We start from the raw sequence: 20,404 nt of genomic DNA on the forward strand, positions 1-20,404 counted from the left end.
CGGTTTCAACCGCCGGTTATTCTGTCGAAATCCTACGCCTTCACAACTCCCCTTTTACCAACTCCCGCACCGCAGCAAAAGCCCTCCTCCGCCACTCGACGGGCAGCAGCGACAATCCCAAACCAACCCACATTTTCGCCTCAGAAACAGACTTTCCAGCCCGCACCATCAGGCGCCCTTTTGCAGTTTCACCCACCTCAATCAGCCGCAAACCTAGCGCTAATTGAGTTTCTGCAATCCTTTTGAGCCTGACTGTTTCTAACTTCTCGGAATCAAATTCGTAGCCTGTCAAATAGCGCAATTTATCACTTAAATACGGAATTGCCCGATCGACTCCTTGCTGTCCTGTATGGACTCGATACTCCATCAACAGCTCCGGCAAGTAATAGCATTTTTTGCCCGCAATCGCAAGTCTCACAAACAAATCGTTATCTTCGCAATTTTGCAAATTCGGCCGCAGAAATCCTACTTCTTCCAGCGCGCGGCGGCGAAACAAAGTTGCCCCTATTTGCAAACTTTGTCTCAGAAAAACTGTAGAAAGCAAATCTTCAATAATTCCAGCCGACAACTCGGTGCGGCCCCAGCGCTGCGAATTGAGTTTCGTCTGGCTTTCGTCAATATAATTGTGAATGTCGATCACCCAGTGATCTGTACTGACAAAATCGATGCTGGGGTCTTTATCTAAAATAGCCGATGTCCGCTCTAGAAATTGTGCGCTCAGGCGATCATCATCGTCAAACTTGATAAAATATTCGCCCCTTGCCGCCGCAAAGCCCGATCGCATATTATTACTCTTGCCGATATTCTGCGGGTGGCGAATGTAGCGAATCCCGTGATCGACAAATTCCGACATCAACAGAGGAGTGCTGTCAGTGGAACCGTCATCACAGATAATTAATTCAAAATCTGTATAAGTTTGATCTAGCACGCTGGCGATCGCACAAGCCAGCAGATGCACTCGATTGCAAGTAGGAATGCAAACGCTAATTTTCGGCACTAACTTAGACAATTTGAGATTTGAGATTTGAGATTACGAAAAAATTCTGAAACCATTGATTTTCTTTCTTCTTCCTTCTTCCTTCTTCTTTCTTCCTTCTTCTTTCTTCCTTCACTCCCTAGTTAATTTTAACTCAAACGAGCCGTACATTCGAGAATTAACTTTTGATTCACCAAAGCAAAAGGTTGAATTTCCAAAGCGCGACGAAAAGCTTGAATAGCATTTATGTATTCTCCCAAGGCAGCGTAGCACAAACCTAGACCATGCAACGCCCCAAAATGTACCGGGTTCAGTTTGAGGACGATTTCGCAGTCGTCGATCGACTTTTTATAATTTCCTTGGGTATAGTGAAGTACGGCGCGTCGGTTCCAAGCTTCAGCAAAATCCGGCGCTTCCGCAATCAGTTTCGTCAGTAAATCCAAAGCGTGGTGAACATCGCCTGCATCCAGCGAAACTTGCGATCGCCTGAGAATTTGCATCCCATACTCACCCTTTTGGTTAAACCAAGTGCGCCAGAGTTCTGTAGTTGCGCGATCGCGCACGCTTTCGTCGGACTTTTTCAAGTCTTCGAGCAGCGCCTTAACAGATAATTCGTCCATAGGTGCGAAGATTGTTAAAAAGATTTTATCAATCAATTTTATCGCGCAAGCGGCAACTTTATTTATTCCACATCCCATGAAGATTTTGATGCTTTCCTCGACTTTTCCCTATCCGCCAAGCCGCGGAGGAACTCAGGTAAGGACGTTTAATTTATTACAATACTTGAGCCAGCGACATGAGGTAATTCTCGGCACTGTACGATCGCCCGATGTCACCGACGCACAAATCGACGCATTGCGCCAGCAAGTTGCAGAACTGGCAGTTTTTCCCCATCCGCAGACACCCCCCCAACCCCCCCTTGCTAAGGGGGGGCTAAGACTCCACCAGGAGACTGAGGAAGGATTTTTACCTCCCCCCCTTAATAAGGGGGGGACTGAGGGGGGGTTCTCTAAAATAATAGGAAAATTCCACAGATTCAGTCGATTTTTGCAGTCGGGTACACCTCCCAACGTACTGTCAAGCTACTCCCAAGCAATGCAGAATTGGGCAGACGAATTGGTAACAGCAGGCAAATGCGATGCTGTTACCTGCGAGCACAGCGTTAATGAGATTTACGTGCGTCCAGAATGGCGGCAAAAACTGCTGACAGTGGCAAACATTCACAGTTCCGTTTGGGGAACTTGCAGGGAAATGTTAGCAACCGGCACGTCGGAAAAACCCCTGCGCGATCGACTAAATTTACCGCTACTCGCCCGCTACGAAAAACGCTACTGTTCCAAATTCTCTCGCATTGTTGCGACAACATCCACAGACAGAGAGCAACTCCTAGAATTACTGTTGCCTCCGGTTCAGGTGCGAGGAAAACAAGATTTTTTTGTACCTTCCATAGATGTAATTCCTAACGGCGTGGATTTAACCCAATTTCCGTACCGGTCGATCGATCCGGGAGGACACACCTTAATTTTTGCAGGCGCAATGAACAATTTGCCCAATATTGACGCGGCGCGGTTTCTCAGTTTGCAAATACTGCCGCCTTTGCAGCAGCGGTATCCTGATGTCACCCTCACCCTAGTCGGGGCTTCGCCAGTCTCGGAAGTGCTCGCCTTGGGGAAACTCCCCGGAATTCAAGTAGTAGGTCGGGTGCAAAGGGTGGCAGAATATTTGCATCAAGCTGCTGTTTGTGTGGTGCCGATGCGGATAGGTTTTGGGATTAAAAATAAAACTTTGGAGGCGATGGCTGCGGGAACCCCCGTCGTTGCCAGCGATCGAGGTTTGGAGGGTTTAGCCGTCGATGGCGGCCCACAACCGAGAAGGGCCTTGCGGGCGAACAAAGTTCACGAGTATGTTGAGGCGATTACCAGTTTGTTTGAAAATCAGCAGCTAAGACAGGATCTTTCTGTCAGCGCGCGATCGCTCGTTGAAAGCCAATACACTTGGGATATCATAGGTCGGCAGTACGATCGGCTATTGCAATTTTAAACCCTAAATTCTAAAATCTAAATTCTAAAATGGGATGATGGAACACAAAATTAACCCCTCAAAAAATCGAGCCTTACCCCCAGAAAATCGAAAAGTTGCTCCTCCTCCGACAAGGCGCCGTCGCCAAACCCGACGCGCGAAAAATCTTCAAGAGTCCCAGCTTCCAATACCTACTCCCCGAACTCGCGCCAGATATCCCTGGAAAAGACTGGTAGCTAATCTGACAGCCCTCAGCGTCTTGGCTGGCTGTGCAGCTTTGATGGGAGGCGGCGCTTGGCTGAGTTATCAGCTAATTGTCGATCCCAATGGCAACAGGTTGATCTCTCAGTTTGTGCCGGAATGGTCGCGCCTGCCTACAGGTAGCAGAGATTCGATCCAAACTCTCGATCAAATCAAAGCCAGCATCCGCAAATTGGGATTCGTAACCGGAGAACCCCTCCCGCTTCCCGTCGATCAATCCCGCGATAATTCTATTTCCGATTTGCTATTGCCGGTGATGGTAGAAAGAACTGTTAAGGCTTCTACTGTTTGCAAAAATCCTTGCCGTCAAATTGTCGAACTTCGGGTGTACAAGCGAGTACAGTTGCCCGATCGCAGTTCCGATAAAGAGCAGTATTTTCAGTTAGCAAGTTCTGTGAACGTAGAAGGCCCGGCGGAATCTTTTGTCATTGCTTCTTTACCTGACTCTACATCTGACAATCAAGCCTCGAATCAGTCCCTACCCCTAACAGAACTGCGCCGCTTTGACGGAAAGCCCCCCGCCTCAGGCATTTGGTTTAATGTCAGCGGTCAACTAAAGCGGGGCGACAGGAAAATTCCCTACGGACAAGTCGTTCGCTACAACCCCAGCCAAAATCATTTAATGCCGCTGTTGGAGTGGGCGAGTGCGGCCGGACAACCGCCGAATTGGCAGCAAATTGTTAAGGGGGAAAACCCGCAGTTGGCGATCGACCAAACAGTTGGTTTAGAGCCGCAATTTACCCTTTATCAAATTGGCCCGCGCAAATTTTTGCCGAACCCCGTTCAGTTAACGGCGATTTCTTTAGAAGAAATTGCTTTCAATGACGAGACTTACAAAAATGGGCTGCGGCTGGCGAAAAGCGGGCTGTGGTCTCCAGCATTAAATGTTATGCGTGTGGCGAAGGGGAAAGCTGGCAAAAATTGGCCTGCTGTCGCGCAAGCTCAGCTAGAAACGATCGAATTTCACGCTAAAATTACTCGGGCGCAGGCGATCGCATCTTGGGCCAGTCCCGGTCAACAAGTTCTCGCAGAATTGATCGACGGCCGCTGGGCCGAAGCTTTGCAAGTATTTGAAGCCGATCCGAGCAACAGTAACGAAATAGCCACAACCCTCAAAAATGACAGCGGGCGGATCTGGAACCGCATAGACGCCGCCTTGAGAGTGAATGCCGCTGACGCCGATGTCAAGGCTTGGGGTGCTCTGATTGTAGCTTCTCAAGACGGAGCTCGCGAGGCGATGAATTGGCTCGACCAGCAATCAGATACTGACAGCGAAACAAGAAGTCGAATTCGGAATTTAGTCAACAAACTTCAGGAAGCAGTTTCTCAGGCTGAAAGTTTAGAAGCCCACAAAAGTCAAATTATGGGTTCTGCTACTTTAATTAGCAGTGTCAATCCCGCTGAGTGGCTGGAACCCGAACCGAACAACGAGTTAAAATTGGCCGGAGAACAAGTTTGGTATCAGGTGCAAGTAGCGAGTTTTTACGACGGTAGCCGCTGGGTTAATTCGCCCTTTTCAGATGTAGAAGTGCGCTCTTTTCCTGCTACTCAAGTTAAGTGGCTCTGGGGGCGGCTGGGATTACTGGCTGACCCCAAGATTAAGATTGAGGTAGCGATGGCTAACGGTCAACAAAGAGTTGCTGTGGGAACGGTGAAAGCAGTGCAGGTTCAAGACGGAAGTCTGCGCTTGCTGGCGGCGGTTGACAAGCGATCGTAATCTGGCAGAAAGCATTCGGCAGATAGAACAGTCCCGGAGGCACTCTTGATACAAAGAAACCGGGTTTTTTTACCATTTCTGCCGATTGCAACAGAAGTATTTTCGTAAAAAAACCCGGTTTCCTGCGACCCATGCGTCCAAAACTAGGAAAAAGGAAAATGCTCTCTTCTCCCCCTCCCGCAACTCCGAAAGAGGCGCAATCTCAAAACTCTTCCCCTAGCCACTTATCGCTCTTGGACAACCATGCAGACAAAAATTTTGTTAATTTAATTAACACAAGTTGCACACAAAAAACCCGGAGATGTCAAATCGCGCCCTTTTTAGAGAGTGCTGCAATCATCTGCCGTTTCACCGCTTTAGCCCAAAGCTCAAACTCCAAACTGTTGATATTGTTGATTTTCACTTCCTCAACAGGCTGAGTTGGGGCTTCTTTCTGTGCTGTAGTCTCCATTGTTTTTTTCCTCGTCCAAAAAATGTTAGTAGTCGATCGCAAACGGTTAGCATCATACATCTATCTTATGAAGTAATTCCTCCGATTAATTACACTAAAGGCAGAGATTTTACCCATAAGATGCAGTAAATACATCTAGATAATGCAATTTACGAATTTAATGTAAGAAAATCCTACAACCCTTGCTCTATATAGGCTTTTCCTGACATTAAAATCTTACAATTTACATTGTATGGCACTATCAAACCACTACTTATGTTAGTAAAATTATTTTTTAATGAATGTATTGGCATATACAGCCCAAAATCATTTTATTGAATTCAGAGAGTGCCGTAAAGCCGATCGCCCGCATCTCCGAGGCCGGGTACAATATAGCCGTGCTCGTCCAAACACTCGTCAACTGCCGCCGTATAAATCTGCACATCAGGGTGTTGTTCGTGAAAGTGCTTAAGTCCCTCCGGTGCCGCCAGCAAGCACAAAAATTTAATAGACTTCGGATTAACTTCTTTAAGCCTATCCACTGCCGCCACCGCTGAATTACCAGTAGCGAGCATCGGATCGACAATTAAAACATCTCGCTGTTCGATATCCTGGGGAACTTTGAAATAATATTCGATCGCCATCCGAGTTGTCGGATCGCGGTACAAACCAATATGTCCCACCCTCGCAGACGGAATCAGCTCTAAAATACTATCTAACAGTCCCTGACCGGCGCGCATAATCGAAATAATAACAATTTTCTTTTCTGCAGCCAGCACAGGTGCATTCATTTGGGCGATCGGCGTTTCTATTAGTTCGTATTTGAGCGGCAAATCTCGCGTCACTTCATAGGCTAGCAGCATCCCAATCTCTTTCAACAGTTGGCGAAATTTCGCCGTGCTCGTTTGAGTTTGCCGCATTAGAGTTAACTTGTGCTGTATCAAAGGATGGTCGATGACAGTAACTTTAGCACTCATTTTTTTGAAGAATTAATTTGCTTTATTCTAACTTATCAGCCATCAAGGCATTCTTGACGCAAAAAAACCAGGTTTCTGCCGCCCCGGCGTCCTGAACTACTTATATCAAACCCCTATTGAAAACACAAATACCGCGCGAATAAAATTACTTCTACACTTGCCTTTCATCCGCCCAGCGCGACACTAAGTATGCGAGGTTGGAAAATAGACAAATATGTCATTATGTCGTTTCTCTCCTTCCCGCACTCTTCCTAAGAACGCAGATCCGGGCCCAAAAGCCTCCCCACTGGTTTCGCTGTCTCGCGCTCCATCCAAGCCCAATAACACAGAGCCGGAGTTTCGCCCCGAAATCTTCCGGAACTTTTACCAACAGATATGAATCTTAAGAAGTATCAACAGAAAACCTATTTTTTCGATTAATTCACTAATCGAAAAAACCTGAATAGGAACTGCCCATGAGGTCATAAGCTTGGCGTGACTGGCTTTTCATCTTTCAACATGAAGGCGGCAATATCCAACTTTAAAACGCATTACCGAAATTCAGTTCCATTTTTTTAGGGTGCTCCTAACACACAACTGAACTTATTAAGGAGAACATCCATGAAGTTTGTAAAACTATTGCTAGCTACGGCATTAATGACTGCTTCTATCAGCCCCGCCTTGGCTAATCCGCTGGTTCAAATTTTAGGTGCAAGCTACGGTGGTAGCGGTTGCCCCGATCGCTCCGCCAGCGTCAGCGTCAGCCCCGACGGTCAAGAACTCACCATCCTATTTGATAAGTTTGCAGCCCAGGGAAATGTCTCAACAGAAAGCCGGAAAAGCTGCAATCTGAGCATTCCCATCAAAGTACCCCAAGGCTACCAAATTTCTATCTACGATGCTGATTACCGCGGCTACGTGGCTCCCAAAACCACAGCCAACCTGCGAGCAGAATACTTTTTCGCGGGAGCCCGCGGCCCAGTTTTTAATCGGAATCTCAGCGGCGAAACTAACTACAATGTTCGAGATAGCTTAGCCACTGTAGCTAATGTTTGGTCTCGCTGCGGCGACAGTGTAAATATGAGAGTAAATGCTGCAATGACAGCCCGCGGTGCCGGCATGGCCACCGTTGACTCCTTCGATTTGGCTCATCGCGGTTTAGTTTATCACGTCAAATATCGCACTTGTCGCTAAGCAGCTTGTTGGGAGTGTAGTGTGAGGTATAGTTTTCAGGTTTGAATTTTGAATTTTAAGTTGGAAGAGGGGATAATTTTCCCTCTTCCTTCTTGCTTCTTCCCTCTTCCTTCTTCCCTCTTCCCTTTTCCTTCTTCCTGGCATCCGTTACATCCGTTACATCCGTTATAGAATCCGTTGCCGAACTTCCTTCTTCCTTCTTCCTTCTTCCTTCTTCCTTCTTCCTTCTTCCTTCTTCCTTCTAAAACACAGTACCGTCACTTTCAATCTGAATTGGTGGCCCTCCACCAGCCCTCAATTCGCCCGCAATTTTCCGCCCCGCCGCCCAAGTTCCTCCTTGCAAAATCTTCACCAGCGGCAATTCTGTCGCATTCAAATGCAGCTTTTCTCGAATAGCTGCGGCAATTTTATCTAAAAGATTCACAGTCAGCGATCGCCATTCTACTATAACTTCCGAACCCGGCAAATAACTCTGCTCAAAAATAGCCGAATCTTTTGCCCGCAGCAGCCCGATATCCAAACACAAACCGCCGTTGCGGTACTCCGGCAATCCCGTTAACTCATCCAATCCCGCGACTTCTAAACCAAGTTCTTGCAGCGGTTCCAACAGCGAATAAGTCAACCACTGCGAGAGTTTGTGAAACGGCACGAATTCATCTCCCAGATTTTCTCCTTGTAATGCCCGATGCCGCCACACATCGCCTAAATTAACGCCACCAATTGCATATCTTCCCGGCCAAATTTCCCCAAAACCTGTCAAAACAGCGTTCAATACTTCAGTAGCATTCACAGTTTTGACTCCAGAAACCCGATTGTCTAGCAAGTATTTTGCCAAATTGCCGGGACGCGGGTTTTCGCTGCCAAATAATAATGGATGCTGACAAATCGCCTTTCCCAAACGCTGCAATAATTCTAATCTGCCTGTTAAACCAACTAGCGGATTGTCTCGACTTACCTGAAATCCCGCAGCTAAGGTTTCTAGTTTTAATTGAGAAAGTCCGCGAGAATCAGCTTGCCAAGGAAAATCGGGATGGCTGGAAAAAACACCTTGACAAAACATCCGCAAGCTGGCTATTGCTAACCCTTCAGAACGGCGGTAAACCTGTCCGGTTTCAGGTTCGCAATACTCCCAATCGGCACCAGCACCGGCATCGAGCAAAACGCTGATAATTGCTAAATCAAATTTGATCTTAGCTTTTTCAACCGGTGCAAATTCTGCTAAAGCTGCATCCAATTCGGCGAGTCGCGACAGGTTGCCAGCTTCAAAATGTCGCCAGCGACTGTGAAAGGGAATGTTAAAATCGGGATACTGTTGGCGCGTTGTGTCAATTACATAATTTGCTGCGTTGTCGAGTTGGGATAAATCGACTCGGAAGTAGCGGAGTTTGTCTAGGCGGGCTAAATCAAAAAGCCGATCGCACTTTTGGCGAATAGCAACCGGTGTTCTCAGATATTCTACAGTCTCAAGTTCAATATTTTTCAACTTCATACCACCAAACAACGGTAAACATCGTTTTCTTGAAAAAAGTCAAACTGACTGTAATCTAAAAGATTATCTAAAATCACATTTTTATCTAGTTTGATCAGCTTATATTCCCACTTCGAGCCGCTGACTTCGCGTTTTATTTGATCGGAAACTATCACCGAGTTTTTTTCTGTCCTCGGGGATACTATTTTACTTAAATCTTCCAGTCTGTCGGCTATGTTAATATCTTTTCCGTAAGTGCAAGACCTAAATATATATAAATTTCCCTTAGCAACTCCCACGGACAAGCCGCAAGGTATTTGATTGGCGTCAATAAAAAGTTTCCAATTCTCGCACAAACTTTCCATTGCCGCTAAGGCTGAGTGAGCTTCCGGGAAAGTCAACAAATGCGAATCCCCAACAATACTGCGAATTGTGCCACCGTATTCTTCGCAAATGGTTTTTTCAAAAGTATCAAAGTTGGTGAGCAAATATTCAACGTCTTTGATAGAATTAGATTCTTGATAAGCAATAAAACCTCTCAAATCTGCTTTAATTATTGCTTGATTTTTGATGATTCGCGTTTTATAACTTTGGTCAACTTTGTAGACTTTTTCAGGTTCGCTCATCCCTTTCAAAGAAAACTCGTTGACAAAAGACGTTTGCACTTCTGCTTTGTTGAGCGCCAACCATGCTGCTTGGGACAAATATATTTCATCCGGCGGAGTTACTGATTCTATGCGCGCTGTTAAATTCACAGTATCGCCAAAGATATCTTTATCTTGATGCAAGACATCTCCTAATGTAATCGACACGCGAATAGCCAATCGTTCGTCGTTCGCCTTGCTAGATTGTTGCGCTCTCAATTCTTGCTGCATTTCTATGGCTGCTACTGCCGCTGCTGTGACGCTGGGAAAAATTATCCAAAATGAATCACCTTCCCCTTTAATCACGCTACCTTCATTTCTGGCGCTAATATCTGAAACAAAATTTTTATGCTCGTTTAACAAACTACTCAAGTCCGACTGAGATAATTTTTTGACTCTGGCGGTATATCCGCAAATATCTGTTTTTACGATCACACTAGAACGCAAATTAGCCATAACCTACCCTGACTGATCAAAAACCAGCAATAAATTTTGTTTAGCAAAGACGCGATTGTTCGCGTCCCATCGGTCGCGTCTTTGCCCTCTTAATCTCCTAAATCGCGTCCGATCGCTTCTGCAAGAATTGTAGCATCTGGCACCGGGTCTGGCGTGTAGTAGCCCGCGGCTTTTTTGGCGACGATTTCGACTTGTGCGTCTGCGGGAATCCAATCTTCAGGAATGGGGATGCGATCGACCACCTGAATGCCCGAATTGATAATCGCATTGTATTTCATATCGCTCATAGACACTAAACTGTCAATTCGAGAGATACCCAACCAGTGCAGCACGTCTGGCATTAGTTCTTGAAACCGCATATCTTGAACTCCCGCAACACATTCAGTGCGCGTAAAATAGGCATCAGCGCGATCGCCGCCTTCCTGCCGTTTTCTGGCATTGTACACCAAAAACTTAGTCACTTCCCCCAAAGCTCTCCCTTCCTTGCGGAAGTAAACTATTACCCCAGAACCGCCTGATTGTGCCGTTTGGATGCAAATTTCCATCCCGTGTACCAAATAAGGGCGACAAGTGCAGATATCGGAACTGAAGACATCTGAACCGTTGCATTCATCATGTACCCGTACCGCCAACTGCTTATCCGGGTCAGAAATATTCGCGACATCGCCAATAATATAAACCGTAGTTCCGCCAATTGGCGGCAAGAAAACGTGTAAGTCCGGCCGCGTCACTAAATCCGAGAACATTCCGCCTGTTTGCTCAAACAGGACACGGCGGAGAACGCTTTCTTGAGCCCCAATCCGCCGAGCAATTCCCGGCAAATACCAAACCGGGTCGATCGCAATTTTAGTTACTGCTAAATTGCCACCTGCTTTGACTATTTTGCCATCAATTTGCACTCGCCCCTTAGCGATAGCATCTTGCAATTCCGGCATATTAATGTGAGCTTTAGTGACCGCAATTGTCGGTCGAATATCGTATCCCTGCTGGAGAAATGAAGTATAAACTTCGCTGACCAAACCCCCAAAGGGATCGAGAGAAACAATTAAATTGCGATCGCCCCAACTCGGGTGCGGCCCGATGTGTGCGGCCGGAGAGGTGTTGGTAAAATCGGGGCGGTGATCTGCTTGGAGTGCGCCGGAAGCAACTGCTAGCGCGCGATAAACAGAGTAGGAACCCGAATGAGTGCCGATCGCATTCCGGTGAGACGATTTGGTGAGGCTACCAATCACAGGCCCCCGTTTCAAGGGATCGATTTCTCCCCAGTAAATGGGATGAGGTTTGGTGCCGGATCTGTCGGGATGGGATGTTAAAACTATATGCTTGGGTTTTGACACAGTTTTTTTTCTCTTGCTATAGATGCTGCTGTTGGTTGTAAGCCGAATCGCCATCTGAAACAGTGAGCGATCATACCGACAGTACACACCTCCCTGGTTGAAACAATCGCGCTATCCACACACAACCCTTTCTCGGCTTGGGTTTCAGGATAACAGGAGGTTTTACTCGGATTTGATATAAGTCCAAAGTTTAATCTTTTCCAGTATAGCCAACACCAAAGACAGCACAACGGTCAAACGCCAATGTTGAAGTTTTAACAGATGCGAAAAAAAAAGATTTGAGATTCTCAGCAGCCGAGGTGCAGTCAATCTCAAATCTCAAATCTCAAATCTCAAATCGAATATTTTTGCTCGCAACGCCTTAATCTAGGCTTTGTGGGTGACAGAATTCCATTAAAATTGCTTCGCCTTCGCCGCGCGAGTCCAATTCCTGCGCTGCCCGCTTGAGATAGTTTTCTGACAGCAAGCGGCTGGAAATTTTGTGCGGTATAAACCAGCGATGGCGCCACCGCAAACACAGCGAAAAACCCACGGCTCCTGGGAAAGAATAAGTGGACTGCCGCCGAATTTCCAAACCAGCAACTTCTCCAGCTTTACTCAGAGTTTTGGGAGTGAATTGTATGATGTTGCGAGGGAAATAAGCGCTGTGCCACCGCCAGCCCAGCAGGCGCGCTGATTCGCAATCAGCATTCGGTACAGCCACCCAAATATAACCGTTTGGTGCCAGCAACTGCCTCATGCAGTTGAGTGTTTGCGTGGGCGAAGGTGTTGCCATCAAAACATGAGAACAGGTGATGACATCAAACTTTTCGTCCGTACCCTTTTGTGCGATATATTCTTCCAAAGTGCCTGTAAAAACATCGAGTCCGCTATCACGGGCGGCCGCCGTAGCCGATACCCCAGGATCGACGCCTTTAACTTCAACTCCCAGCTTTTTTAAGACTTGAAGAAAAGAACCGCCACCGCATCCCACGTCCAACAACCGCTTGCCTACAGGGATAGGAATGTGCCGGTACTCGCCCCGTCGCTTTGCTTCTTCAACTACTTGTTCCTCATCCTCAACGCGAGTGTTGTAGCACAGATAATCTGGGGGATAATATGGAATCAATTCCTCCCATGTAGGTTGGGGGTTGAGAAATCCTAGCCCGCAATCGTCACAGCCAAAAAGCGACCATTTCAGTGGTTCTTTAGGGGCATCGGAAGTGCCAGCTTTGTTGCGGAAACGGATATTTTGTGAATTGCAAACAGGGCAATTTGTCAGTTCTTGCATGGTAACTCTTTCTAGTTGTTGGGCACTCTCATGAAGTAGATGCAGACAGACACATACAAGCAGGACTTAGGCTCAGAAACCCGGTTTCTCCGAAAAATTGCGTGAAAAGTCACCAAATTTTCTGCTCAAAAACCTGGTGGTCAAGGTTTCCGTCCTGATAAAAATTACGCACTGATATCAACAAAACCGGAGTTTTGAAGTTTGAGCTCATCTCAAATCGAATATTCTCCAATCGAATATTCTTGCTCCAAACCTCTTAATCCCGGCTTTGAGGGTGACAGAATTCCATTAAAATTGCCTCGCCTTCGCCGCGCGAGTCCAATTCCTTCGCCATGCGCTCAACACGTTCGTCCGAAAGGAACAAGCGGCTAACTTTGTGCGGTACAAACCACCGATAGCGCTGCCACAAACAGATAGACTGACGAAGGGCATCCGGCAAAGAGTAAGTGTAATTGCGCTGAATTGCCAAACCTGCCTTTTCGCCGGCTAGAGCTAATGTTTTTGGAGTGTAACCGATCAGATTGTAAAGATAATCGGTGCTGTGCCAGCGCCAGCCCAGTTGCCGCGCGTATGGGCTGTCTGCGTTCGGTACAGCCACCCAAATGTAACCGTTTGGAGCCAGCAATTGCCTCATGCAATCGAGTGTTTCTGCAGGCAAAGGCGTTGCTCCCAAAACGTGGGAACAGAGTATGACATCAAACTTTTCGTCAGTACCTTTTTCTGCAACGTATTCTTCTACAGTGCCGGTGAAAACATCGACACCGCATTCGCGGGCCGCTGCTGCTGCTGCTGCTGCTGCTGCTGAGGAGCTAGGTTCAACTCCTGCTACCTCAACTCCGAGTTTTTTGAAGACTTGAAGAAAGGAACCTCCGCCGCATCCTACGTCTAACAACCGCTTGCCTACAGGGATAGGAATGTGTCGGAATTCATTAAGTTTTTTGGCTTGTTTTACTACATCTTCTTCGTCTGGTACGTATGTGTTGTAGCACTGCCAGCCCTCTGGGTAATAATCGCTCAGTTTATCCCATGTCGGGCGGGGATTTACGAATACTAAGCCACAATCTTCGCATCCGTAAACTGACCATTTAGGAGGCTCTTTTGGTTGGCGGGCTGTCCCCGCTGTGTACAGGAAGCTGATTTTTTGGGAGCTGCAAACTGGGCAATTTGTAAATTTTTGCATGGTTCAGTTTCACGATTTGTACAGTTGCTAATGGCAGTGGAACGACCACAATTTATTACCATTAGCTGGGCTGGTAGAGTGCACCACTGCAAACAGATCGAAAACTAGGTTTATTTGCAAATCAGTATTTGTAGATGCTCGGTTTGTTGGCGCTCGACCCCCGATCGATCGGCGCTGTACAATTTTATGTCTAAATGGTTAGACTAAGAAGGTAGCATTTGTTACCGATAATACAACCGACGCTCAACCGACAATGATTTTCGGTAGCGTTTTTGCGGTAGCGCTAAATTCTTAGGAAAATACTAACTCACAAAATTAATGTTGCCAAGTACATCTAATTATTTGCTCAAAAATGCTCGCGTGCCCGCGTCTCTTCTAGACATGAAATCGATCGCCCCGTCAGCTTCTACTGTGGCGACAGCGGGGAGTGAGAACAATTTTTGTTTGGTGGATTTGGAAATTGCAGCAGGGGCGATCGCCCAAATTATCCCAGCAGGTACAAAACCTGTATCCTCCTATGGAGATATCTCAGTTATAGATTTGCAGGGCGGCTTAGTTTGGCCTTGTTTTGTGGATATGCACACCCATTTAGACAAAGGCCACATTTGGGAACGATCGCCCAATCCCGATGGAACTTTTGCCAGCGCGATCGAAGCGGTAGGCGCTGATGCCCAAAAAAACTGGAATGCAGAGGATGTTTACCGGCGGATGCAGTTCGGCCTCAAGTGCAGCTACGCCCACGGAACCAAGGCAATCCGCACTCATATAGACAGCGCAGGCGAACAGGGAACCGTTAGTTTGGGAGTATTTGAAGCGCTGCAAGCCGAATGGGGCGATCGGCTGATCTTGCAAGCAGTTTCCCTGGTTTCCCTCGACTATTTCCTCACACCCGCCGGCGAAAAATTAGCCGATCGCATTGCCCAAATCGGTGGCATTCTCGGTGGCGTCGCCTATATCAACCCCGACTTAGACAAACAACTCGATCGAGTTTTTGCCTTAGCGAAAGAACGAAATTTAAACCTCGACTTCCACACCGACGAAAACGACGATCCAGATTCAGTAACATTGCGGGAAGTCGCAAAAACCGCCATCCGCCATGAATTTGAGGGTCAAATAATCTGCGGACACTGCTGTAGTTTAGCCGTACAACCGTCAGATTTAGTAACAGAAACTCTGGAATTAGTCAAGGAAGCAAATATTGGCATTGTCAGCTTGCCGATGTGCAACCTTTACCTGCAAGACCGAGACTCTCAGCATACACCGCGCTGGCGGGGAGTGACACTGCTGCACGAACTCAAAGCAGCCGGAATTCCCGTTGCAGTTGCTAGCGACAATTGTCGCGATCCGTTTTACGGATTTGGCGACCATGATGTTTTGGAAGTTTTTAATATGGCAGTCCGCATCGCTCATTTAGATAGGCCTTATGGAGACTGGCCCTGTGCAGTTACAAAGACTCCAGCCGATTTAATCGGATTGCCGAATTTAGGGCGAATTGCAGTGGGTTTACCTGCTGATTTGATTTTGTTTAAGGCGCGGAATTTCAGCGAATTGTTATCTAGAGCGCAGGGCGATCGCACAGTTTTACGGGAGGGCATTAAAATTGATACAACTTTGCCCGATTACCGCGAACTCGATGACTTGTTACGAATTTAAATCTGACATTTTGCACCAATATCAAGAACAGGCAAGATGCCTGTTCCACAAAAGATGAATTTTCTTTGTACTCGTTACTAGGCTCTGCCTGGTAACGTATATCTGGAGGCTCTGCCTCCAGTTTTCCTGGCCCTAATGCGAGGCCGACCCTCTAAATCTCGGTTCCTAGGCTCTGCCTGGGAACCAGTTAAACAGGCACTATAAATTATCAACAAACGTCCCTTCTCTTTTCTTCCTTCGCGTCCTTCGCGTCTTCGCGGTTCGTTTAAAAAAATATCTTTCACCAAGCATTTCGCATTGCTATCTTGTCAATTTGCCACTAATTTGATATAAATATAAAAGTTAATTTTAGTGAGGATGTTGTAAGTGAAAGCAGTTATTTTATTGTCGGGAGGGCTGGATTCCTCAACAGTTTTGTATCAAGCCAAAGCCGACGGCTGCGAGTGTTACGCTATTTCCTTTGACTACAAGCAAAGACATCGGCGGGAGTTGGAATCAGCAAGGGCGATCGCACTTTCGGCAGCGGTTAAGGCACATCAAATAGTAAACTTTGACCTGACGCTTTGGGGCGGTTCGGCTTTGACGGATAATGAGATGGAATTACCGATCGATCGCAATCTTGCAGAAATGTCCCAAAACATCCCCATTACCTACGTTCCAGCTAGAAATACAATCTTTCTCAGCTTTGCCCTCGCCTACGCAGAAACTCTCGAAGCCGATCGCATTTACATCGGTGTCAACGCTTTAGATTATTCTGGATATCCCGACTGCCGCCTCGATTACATCCAAGCCATGCAGGAAGTATTTCGGTTAGGAACAAAGCAGGGCCGAGAAGGAAATGCTATTAATATTATCACACCTTTAATCGAACTTAAAAAGACAGAAATTATTCAATTAGGCAACCAATTAGGAGTACCTTGGGATCAAACTTGGTCTTGCTACGCAGGCGGGGAAAATGCCTGCGGCGTTTGCGATTCTTGTCGGTTGCGACTGGCGGCTTTTGAGGAATTGGGCCTGAAAGATCCGGTGCCTTATGCTTAAACAGTATTCCGACTCGGCGGTTGAAAGCGTTCCTCCATAAACTCTCGTCCCTCTCTAAGAGACTAAAGAATAAACGGGGTTGCTAACTCAGATTTGGTATAAAAAGTTGCGCTATTTCGATCGCCCTTTTCATCAAAATCTTAATGAGACAATTTTGCCACACTACTCAACCCGCTATTCTTTCGCCCTTTCCCCACAATTTCCTCATCGGCTGCTGCAACTTCATCTAAAGCTCGATCGCCCGCAGCCCCTTCCAACAAGTGAATTTGAAGTTGCTCCAACCGCGGCCCGGATACAGAAACAACCGTAAGTTCCACATTTTCACAGCGCCAAACTTCCCCCACAGCCGGCATTCTTTGCAACTGATAGCTTAAAAAACCTCCGATTGTCTGATATTCGTCAGTTACTGGCAACTCCAAATTCAATATTTGATTCACATCATCTAAATTTAACTGCGCTTGCACTAAATAAGTGCGATCGTCCAATACTTGCAAAGCAATTTCTTTGCTGTCGGGTGACTCGGAGCTGCGACCGATAATTTCGGCTATCAAATCCCGCAATGTCACTAACCCGGAAATGCCACCAAATTCATCGACTACGATCGCAATTTCTTCCGACGAACTCTGCATCAAAGGCAGCAGTTCCCCCAGCAGCATCATCTCCGGCACAAACCTCACCGAACCCATCCAAGTTACAATTGGCGTGTCGGGAGATAGCAAACCTTCAGCTAGGGGTTTTGCCAGTTGTTTGAAGCCAATAATGCCGATAATGTCGTCTAAAGAATCTCCCGTTACAGGATAGCGGGAATGGTTAGAAATCGCCATTTCGTCGAGCAAAGTTTGAAAGGTGGCTGTCTTGGGAAGTGCGACAATGCTAGGCCTCGGCACCATTACTTCTTCTACCCAAACTTCGCCAAATTCAAACACGTTGTTGAGCAATTCTCGCTTTTCTGCTTCCAAGCCGCTGGATTCGCTGGAAGTAGCTATAATTAATTGCAGTTCTTCGGGAGTAACCGGCCGATGCCTTAGATCGTATTCGATGCCCGCAAACCGCAAAAGCGATCGAGTAGATTGATTGAGAAACGACACAAAGGGCTTGAACAAACGGGCAATCAATAAACTCGGAGGCCCTAAAGTTCTGGCTAGCTGTTCGGAATACAGCAACGCTACAGATTTGGGAAAGAGTTCGCCGAGTACGATTTGCAGGTAAGCTAGCAACAAAAAAGTTACTATTGATATGCTAAAAGAATGGGCGATCGCAGACTTGAGGTAAATTGGCAGCGGCAAATAGCCGATCAACATTCGGACTAGCACGGCGATCGTACTTTCCCCAATCCAGCCCAGAGCTAAACTAGAAAGAGTGATTCCCAACTGCATTGTCGAGAGCAATCGCTCAATACTTTGCTGCAAAGATTGCACAGTTAAAGCTGCAACGTCGCCAGCTTCCACTAACTGATTGATGCGCGATCGGCGTACCGTCACCATCGAAAACTCAGCCGCGACAAAAAAGGCATTAATCGCAATCAGCAACAGCACTGACAGCAACCGCGACAGCACCTCTGTCGAACTCATCGCGGGTAAATCAGATATCTCCTGCACTCTCGCCCCTAAAAGTGACACAATGCTCCCTAAAAAAACTTTCTCGATCAAACCTGAGAATCTGTCTGCAGGTTTGGTCTTCTTTTATTTTACTTCGCCACTGGAATGCCAGATATTTGCAACTGAAGTTTTTGACCTGGATAATCTGTCAGCGTCAGCGAAACTTCTTTAGCATTTTCCAGCAAAGCTGTGGGAATACTCACCGTACCGTAAAACACCTGCCCGTTGGGGGGCAGTTCCGACGGCAAATCCTCGGCAGTCGCGCTCAGGGCCCGACCGCGATCGTCAGTAACGTTCAAGAAACTGTAGAGAAACCTCACAGGTTGGGAGCCTTCATTTTTCATGCTCACGTCTAGCAGCATGGAATTGTTGCGCTGACTGGCCGCGCTCACTTCCAGGGTTATTCCCCCGTCGCGACTGTTCAGGGGAAACTTGGCGCTGGCATTTTGTGCAGCCGGTTTTTTTGCCGCGGCTGGTTTAGAGCTTGCCTTGTCTGTTTTAGTATTTGCTTGAGCCGTTGTTTTTTCTGGATCGCGACCTTCTACCCGTGCTTTGACGGTTGTGAGAATGTCTTTTTCTTTCAAAATGCTCACTTGGTCTTTGCTAGCCGTCTTTCCAGGCTTGCCGCTGCCAGCATTGTTGCTGGGACGAACATCGGGTTGAGTCGTTCCTTGCAAGGCTTCGCGACCTATAGTAAATCCCCAAACAGAACTCGTCACGCCTGCTCCAAACATCAGAGCCAGCAGAATTAGAGTCAGCACTACCGTCGAATTCACTGCCATTGCCTATAAGTTTATGCCGAGTCCTAGACACTGCTTTGTCCGGTCGATCGGCTCCAGCACATTGGCTAACAGGCGATCGGGGAATCAGCAGATCTAAAGATTTTGATTTTTGTTCTCTAGTTCTAGCACGGACTGGGAAATTATGTTATACTTCATTTTCAGTTAGGTCGAACAAATCGACTTAACGGCAGTTGGCCGAGCGGTTTAGGCAGCGAACTCATAATTCGCCCCAGGCAGGTTCAACTCCTGCACTGCCGATTTAAAATCAATCACGACGCTCCGCGCTCTGGCTAAAAACCAGGTTTCTTCCCAGATACCAGTCCTGGACGGATGGGCGGCTAGAAACCGGGTTTCTACGAAAATTTTGCGATCGGTAACGAAAAATATACCAAGAAACCTCATTTCTGAGGTCGCAAGTGCGATCGCCAACTAGAAATTTGGTCGCTCAACTCGCTCGTGAGATCGATCGCGATCTCAAGATCTCGCACTGCACTCGGAAAATTATTATTCTGATGCAAAGGTCAACGATATCAAGCCTTAATCAATTCCACATATCTGCTCGCTTCTGAGATGGCGGGCGCTGCGCGGGGACGATCGTACAGCACTCCAAAAATTATTATTCCGATGCAAAAGTCAACGATATCAACCCTTAATTAACTCCACTCCGTCGCGCCCGTCGAGTTCTTGAACGTAAACCTTAACTTGTTCTTCCTTTGCAGTGGGCAACTTTTTACCCGTAAAATCCGGCTGAATCGGTACTTCTCGGTGACCGCGATCGACTAATACCGCCAACCAAATTTTCTCCGGCCGCCCGTAATCGTTGACCGCATTCAAAGCCGCTCGACTCGTTCTGCCTTTATATATAACGTCATCTACCAACACCACAGTTTTGCCCGTCAAATCGAAAGGAATTTCTGTTTTAGCCGGTGTCCGCATCGCCACTCGATCCAAGTCATCTCGGTAAAAGGTAATATCTAAAGCGCCCACGGGTACTTTGACTTGTTCGAGAACTTCTATTTGATCTGCCAAAATTTGAGCTAAAGGCACTCCTCTACTATGAATGCCCAACAGCACTAACTCCGAGGGATTCCCTGATTTTTCGACAATCTGGGAAGCGACGCGGGTGAGAGTGCGCCTCACTTCATCAGGGGATAAAATTTCGATAATTTTAGTCATTGGTTGCTGCGAGCTAATTGTTGGCTGTTGGCGGATCGAACAATTTTAGATTTTAGATTTTAGATTTTAGATTGACTTTACAGATGAATTTGGGGGTTTGAACAAAGGTCAAAACTTTTTTTTGCTTCTGTCGGTGGCCGATCTGTGTCTTCTGCAGGACTTACCCCGAACGGATGAAAAGGATATGCTGCGATTGCTTGGCTGAGCGCGAACAATGACAGAAATACGTTATTTATGCCTCCTGGA

At 46.9% G+C, this 20,404-nt stretch carries 17 protein-coding genes and 1 tRNA gene; 6 read left to right on the top strand and 12 right to left on the bottom strand.

The genetic code is table 11. The features are described 5' to 3' along the window. Positions 1-40: 40 nt before the first annotated feature. Both QUA47_RS03185 and QUA47_RS03190 read right to left on the bottom strand, forming a co-directional pair. Positions 41-997 carry a glycosyltransferase family 2 protein gene (locus QUA47_RS03185; protein ID WP_333429727.1) on the bottom strand — a complete coding sequence of 319 codons (957 nt, stop codon included), beginning with the start codon at positions 995-997 and terminating at the stop codon, positions 41-43. A 128-nt stretch (positions 998-1,125) separates the two neighbouring features. Beyond that, positions 1,126-1,596: a tetratricopeptide repeat protein gene (locus QUA47_RS03190; protein WP_190656060.1), complete on the bottom strand. Its 471-nt coding sequence runs from the start codon at positions 1,594-1,596 to the stop codon at positions 1,126-1,128. Positions 1,597-1,672: 76 nt separating this feature from the next. Here QUA47_RS03190 and QUA47_RS03195 point away from each other — a divergent pair, with 76 nt between their 5' ends. Both QUA47_RS03195 and QUA47_RS03200 read left to right on the top strand, forming a co-directional pair. Beyond that, positions 1,673-3,016 carry a glycosyltransferase family 4 protein gene (locus QUA47_RS03195; RefSeq protein ID WP_333429690.1) on the top strand — a complete coding sequence of 448 codons (1,344 nt, stop codon included), beginning with the start codon at positions 1,673-1,675 and terminating at the stop codon, positions 3,014-3,016. A gap of 34 nt (positions 3,017-3,050) precedes the next feature. Continuing rightward, complete coding sequence (locus QUA47_RS03200; protein ID WP_333218225.1) at positions 3,051-4,973, top strand: hypothetical protein; 1,923 nt, start codon at positions 3,051-3,053, stop codon at positions 4,971-4,973. 304 nt (positions 4,974-5,277) lie between these two features. Here QUA47_RS03200 and QUA47_RS03205 read toward each other — a convergent pair whose 3' ends face one another. After that, positions 5,278-5,424, bottom strand: coding sequence for a hypothetical protein (locus tag QUA47_RS03205; RefSeq protein WP_006635359.1), 147 nt, complete (start codon positions 5,422-5,424; stop codon positions 5,278-5,280). Between the two features lie 320 nt (positions 5,425-5,744). Further along, positions 5,745-6,380 carry a uracil phosphoribosyltransferase gene (gene upp, locus QUA47_RS03210; protein ID WP_333283289.1) on the bottom strand — a complete coding sequence of 212 codons (636 nt, stop codon included), beginning with the start codon at positions 6,378-6,380 and terminating at the stop codon, positions 5,745-5,747. Positions 6,381-6,980: 600 nt separating this feature from the next. Between upp and QUA47_RS03215 the strand changes: the two genes are divergently transcribed. Continuing rightward, positions 6,981-7,553, top strand: coding sequence for a DUF4360 domain-containing protein (locus tag QUA47_RS03215; protein ID WP_333283287.1), 573 nt, complete (start codon positions 6,981-6,983; stop codon positions 7,551-7,553). Positions 7,554-7,794: 241 nt separating this feature from the next. Here the strand turns inward: QUA47_RS03215 and QUA47_RS03220 are convergent, their stop codons facing one another. The 5 genes from QUA47_RS03220 to QUA47_RS03240 form a co-directional block, all read right to left on the bottom strand. Beyond that, positions 7,795-9,042, bottom strand: a complete 1,248-nt coding sequence (locus QUA47_RS03220; RefSeq protein WP_333429691.1) for a URC4/urg3 family protein — start codon at positions 9,040-9,042, stop codon at positions 7,795-7,797. Then, positions 9,039-10,121, bottom strand: coding sequence for an adenylate/guanylate cyclase domain-containing protein (locus QUA47_RS03225; RefSeq protein ID WP_333048585.1), 1,083 nt, complete (start codon positions 10,119-10,121; stop codon positions 9,039-9,041). The genes QUA47_RS03220 and QUA47_RS03225 overlap by 4 nt, the downstream gene beginning before the upstream one ends. An 89-nt stretch (positions 10,122-10,210) precedes the next feature. Then, positions 10,211-11,458, bottom strand: coding sequence for a GTP cyclohydrolase II (locus tag QUA47_RS03230; RefSeq protein ID WP_333218217.1), 1,248 nt, complete (start codon positions 11,456-11,458; stop codon positions 10,211-10,213). A 361-nt stretch (positions 11,459-11,819) separates the two neighbouring features. Continuing rightward, entirely contained in the window at positions 11,820-12,728 is a 909-nt protein-coding gene (locus QUA47_RS03235; protein WP_333429692.1) for a class I SAM-dependent methyltransferase, read from the bottom strand. A 256-nt stretch (positions 12,729-12,984) separates the two neighbouring features. Next, positions 12,985-13,908, bottom strand: coding sequence for a class I SAM-dependent methyltransferase (locus QUA47_RS03240; RefSeq protein ID WP_333429693.1), 924 nt, complete (start codon positions 13,906-13,908; stop codon positions 12,985-12,987). A gap of 318 nt (positions 13,909-14,226) precedes the next feature. On the opposite strand from QUA47_RS03240, the gene QUA47_RS03245 reads away from it, so the two are divergent. Together QUA47_RS03245 and queC are read left to right on the top strand one after the other, a co-directional pair. Beyond that, positions 14,227-15,561 (top strand): cytosine deaminase, encoded by a 1,335-nt coding sequence (locus QUA47_RS03245; protein ID WP_333429694.1) that lies wholly within the window; start codon positions 14,227-14,229, stop codon positions 15,559-15,561. Positions 15,562-15,927: 366 nt separating this feature from the next. Beyond that, complete coding sequence (queC, locus tag QUA47_RS03250; protein WP_333429695.1) at positions 15,928-16,602, top strand: 7-cyano-7-deazaguanine synthase QueC; 675 nt, start codon at positions 15,928-15,930, stop codon at positions 16,600-16,602. A 140-nt stretch (positions 16,603-16,742) separates the two neighbouring features. On the opposite strand, the gene QUA47_RS03255 is transcribed toward queC, so the two are convergent. Then, positions 16,743-18,221: a hemolysin family protein gene (locus QUA47_RS03255; RefSeq protein ID WP_333429696.1), complete on the bottom strand. Its 1,479-nt coding sequence runs from the start codon at positions 18,219-18,221 to the stop codon at positions 16,743-16,745. A 68-nt stretch (positions 18,222-18,289) separates the two neighbouring features. Continuing rightward, a complete protein-coding gene (locus QUA47_RS03260; protein ID WP_333283272.1) occupies positions 18,290-18,982 on the bottom strand; it encodes a hypothetical protein in 693 nt (230 codons plus the stop codon). 185 nt (positions 18,983-19,167) lie between these two features. Between QUA47_RS03260 and QUA47_RS03265 the strand changes: the two genes are divergently transcribed. Beyond that, positions 19,168-19,240: transfer RNA gene (locus tag QUA47_RS03265), tRNA-Ile, on the top strand. Positions 19,241-19,624: 384 nt separating this feature from the next. Here QUA47_RS03265 and pyrR read toward each other — a convergent pair. Continuing rightward, positions 19,625-20,158, bottom strand: coding sequence for a bifunctional pyr operon transcriptional regulator/uracil phosphoribosyltransferase PyrR (pyrR, locus tag QUA47_RS03270; protein ID WP_190738316.1), 534 nt, complete (start codon positions 20,156-20,158; stop codon positions 19,625-19,627). Between the last annotated feature and the right edge of the window lie 246 nt (positions 20,159-20,404).

It is taken from the genome of Microcoleus sp. MON2_D5 (assembly GCF_036701905.1).
Taxonomy (GTDB): Bacteria; Cyanobacteriota; Cyanobacteriia; order Cyanobacteriales; family Microcoleaceae; genus Microcoleus.

Excerpts from the sequence above, each read along its gene's own strand:
- QUA47_RS03260 (WP_333283272.1), bottom strand. The coding sequence starts at position 18,982 with ATGGCAGTGAATTCGACGGTAGTGCTGACTCTAATTCTGCTGGCTCTG.
- QUA47_RS03220 (WP_333429691.1), bottom strand. The coding sequence starts at position 9,042 with ATGAAGTTGAAAAATATTGAACTTGAGACTGTAGAATATCTGAGAACA.
- QUA47_RS03190 (WP_190656060.1), bottom strand. The coding sequence starts at position 1,596 with ATGGACGAATTATCTGTTAAGGCGCTGCTCGAAGACTTGAAAAAGTCC.
- QUA47_RS03205 (WP_006635359.1), bottom strand. The coding sequence starts at position 5,424 with ATGGAGACTACAGCACAGAAAGAAGCCCCAACTCAGCCTGTTGAGGAA.
- QUA47_RS03215 (WP_333283287.1), top strand. The coding sequence starts at position 6,981 with ATGAAGTTTGTAAAACTATTGCTAGCTACGGCATTAATGACTGCTTCT.
- QUA47_RS03245 (WP_333429694.1), top strand. The coding sequence starts at position 14,227 with ATGTTGCCAAGTACATCTAATTATTTGCTCAAAAATGCTCGCGTGCCC.
- QUA47_RS03195 (WP_333429690.1), top strand. The coding sequence starts at position 1,673 with ATGAAGATTTTGATGCTTTCCTCGACTTTTCCCTATCCGCCAAGCCGC.
- upp (WP_333283289.1), bottom strand. The coding sequence starts at position 6,380 with ATGAGTGCTAAAGTTACTGTCATCGACCATCCTTTGATACAGCACAAG.
- QUA47_RS03200 (WP_333218225.1), top strand. The coding sequence starts at position 3,051 with ATGATGGAACACAAAATTAACCCCTCAAAAAATCGAGCCTTACCCCCA.
- QUA47_RS03235 (WP_333429692.1), bottom strand. The coding sequence starts at position 12,728 with ATGCAAGAACTGACAAATTGCCCTGTTTGCAATTCACAAAATATCCGT.
- pyrR (WP_190738316.1), bottom strand. The coding sequence starts at position 20,158 with ATGACTAAAATTATCGAAATTTTATCCCCTGATGAAGTGAGGCGCACT.
- QUA47_RS03225 (WP_333048585.1), bottom strand. The coding sequence starts at position 10,121 with ATGGCTAATTTGCGTTCTAGTGTGATCGTAAAAACAGATATTTGCGGA.
- QUA47_RS03240 (WP_333429693.1), bottom strand. The coding sequence starts at position 13,908 with ATGCAAAAATTTACAAATTGCCCAGTTTGCAGCTCCCAAAAAATCAGC.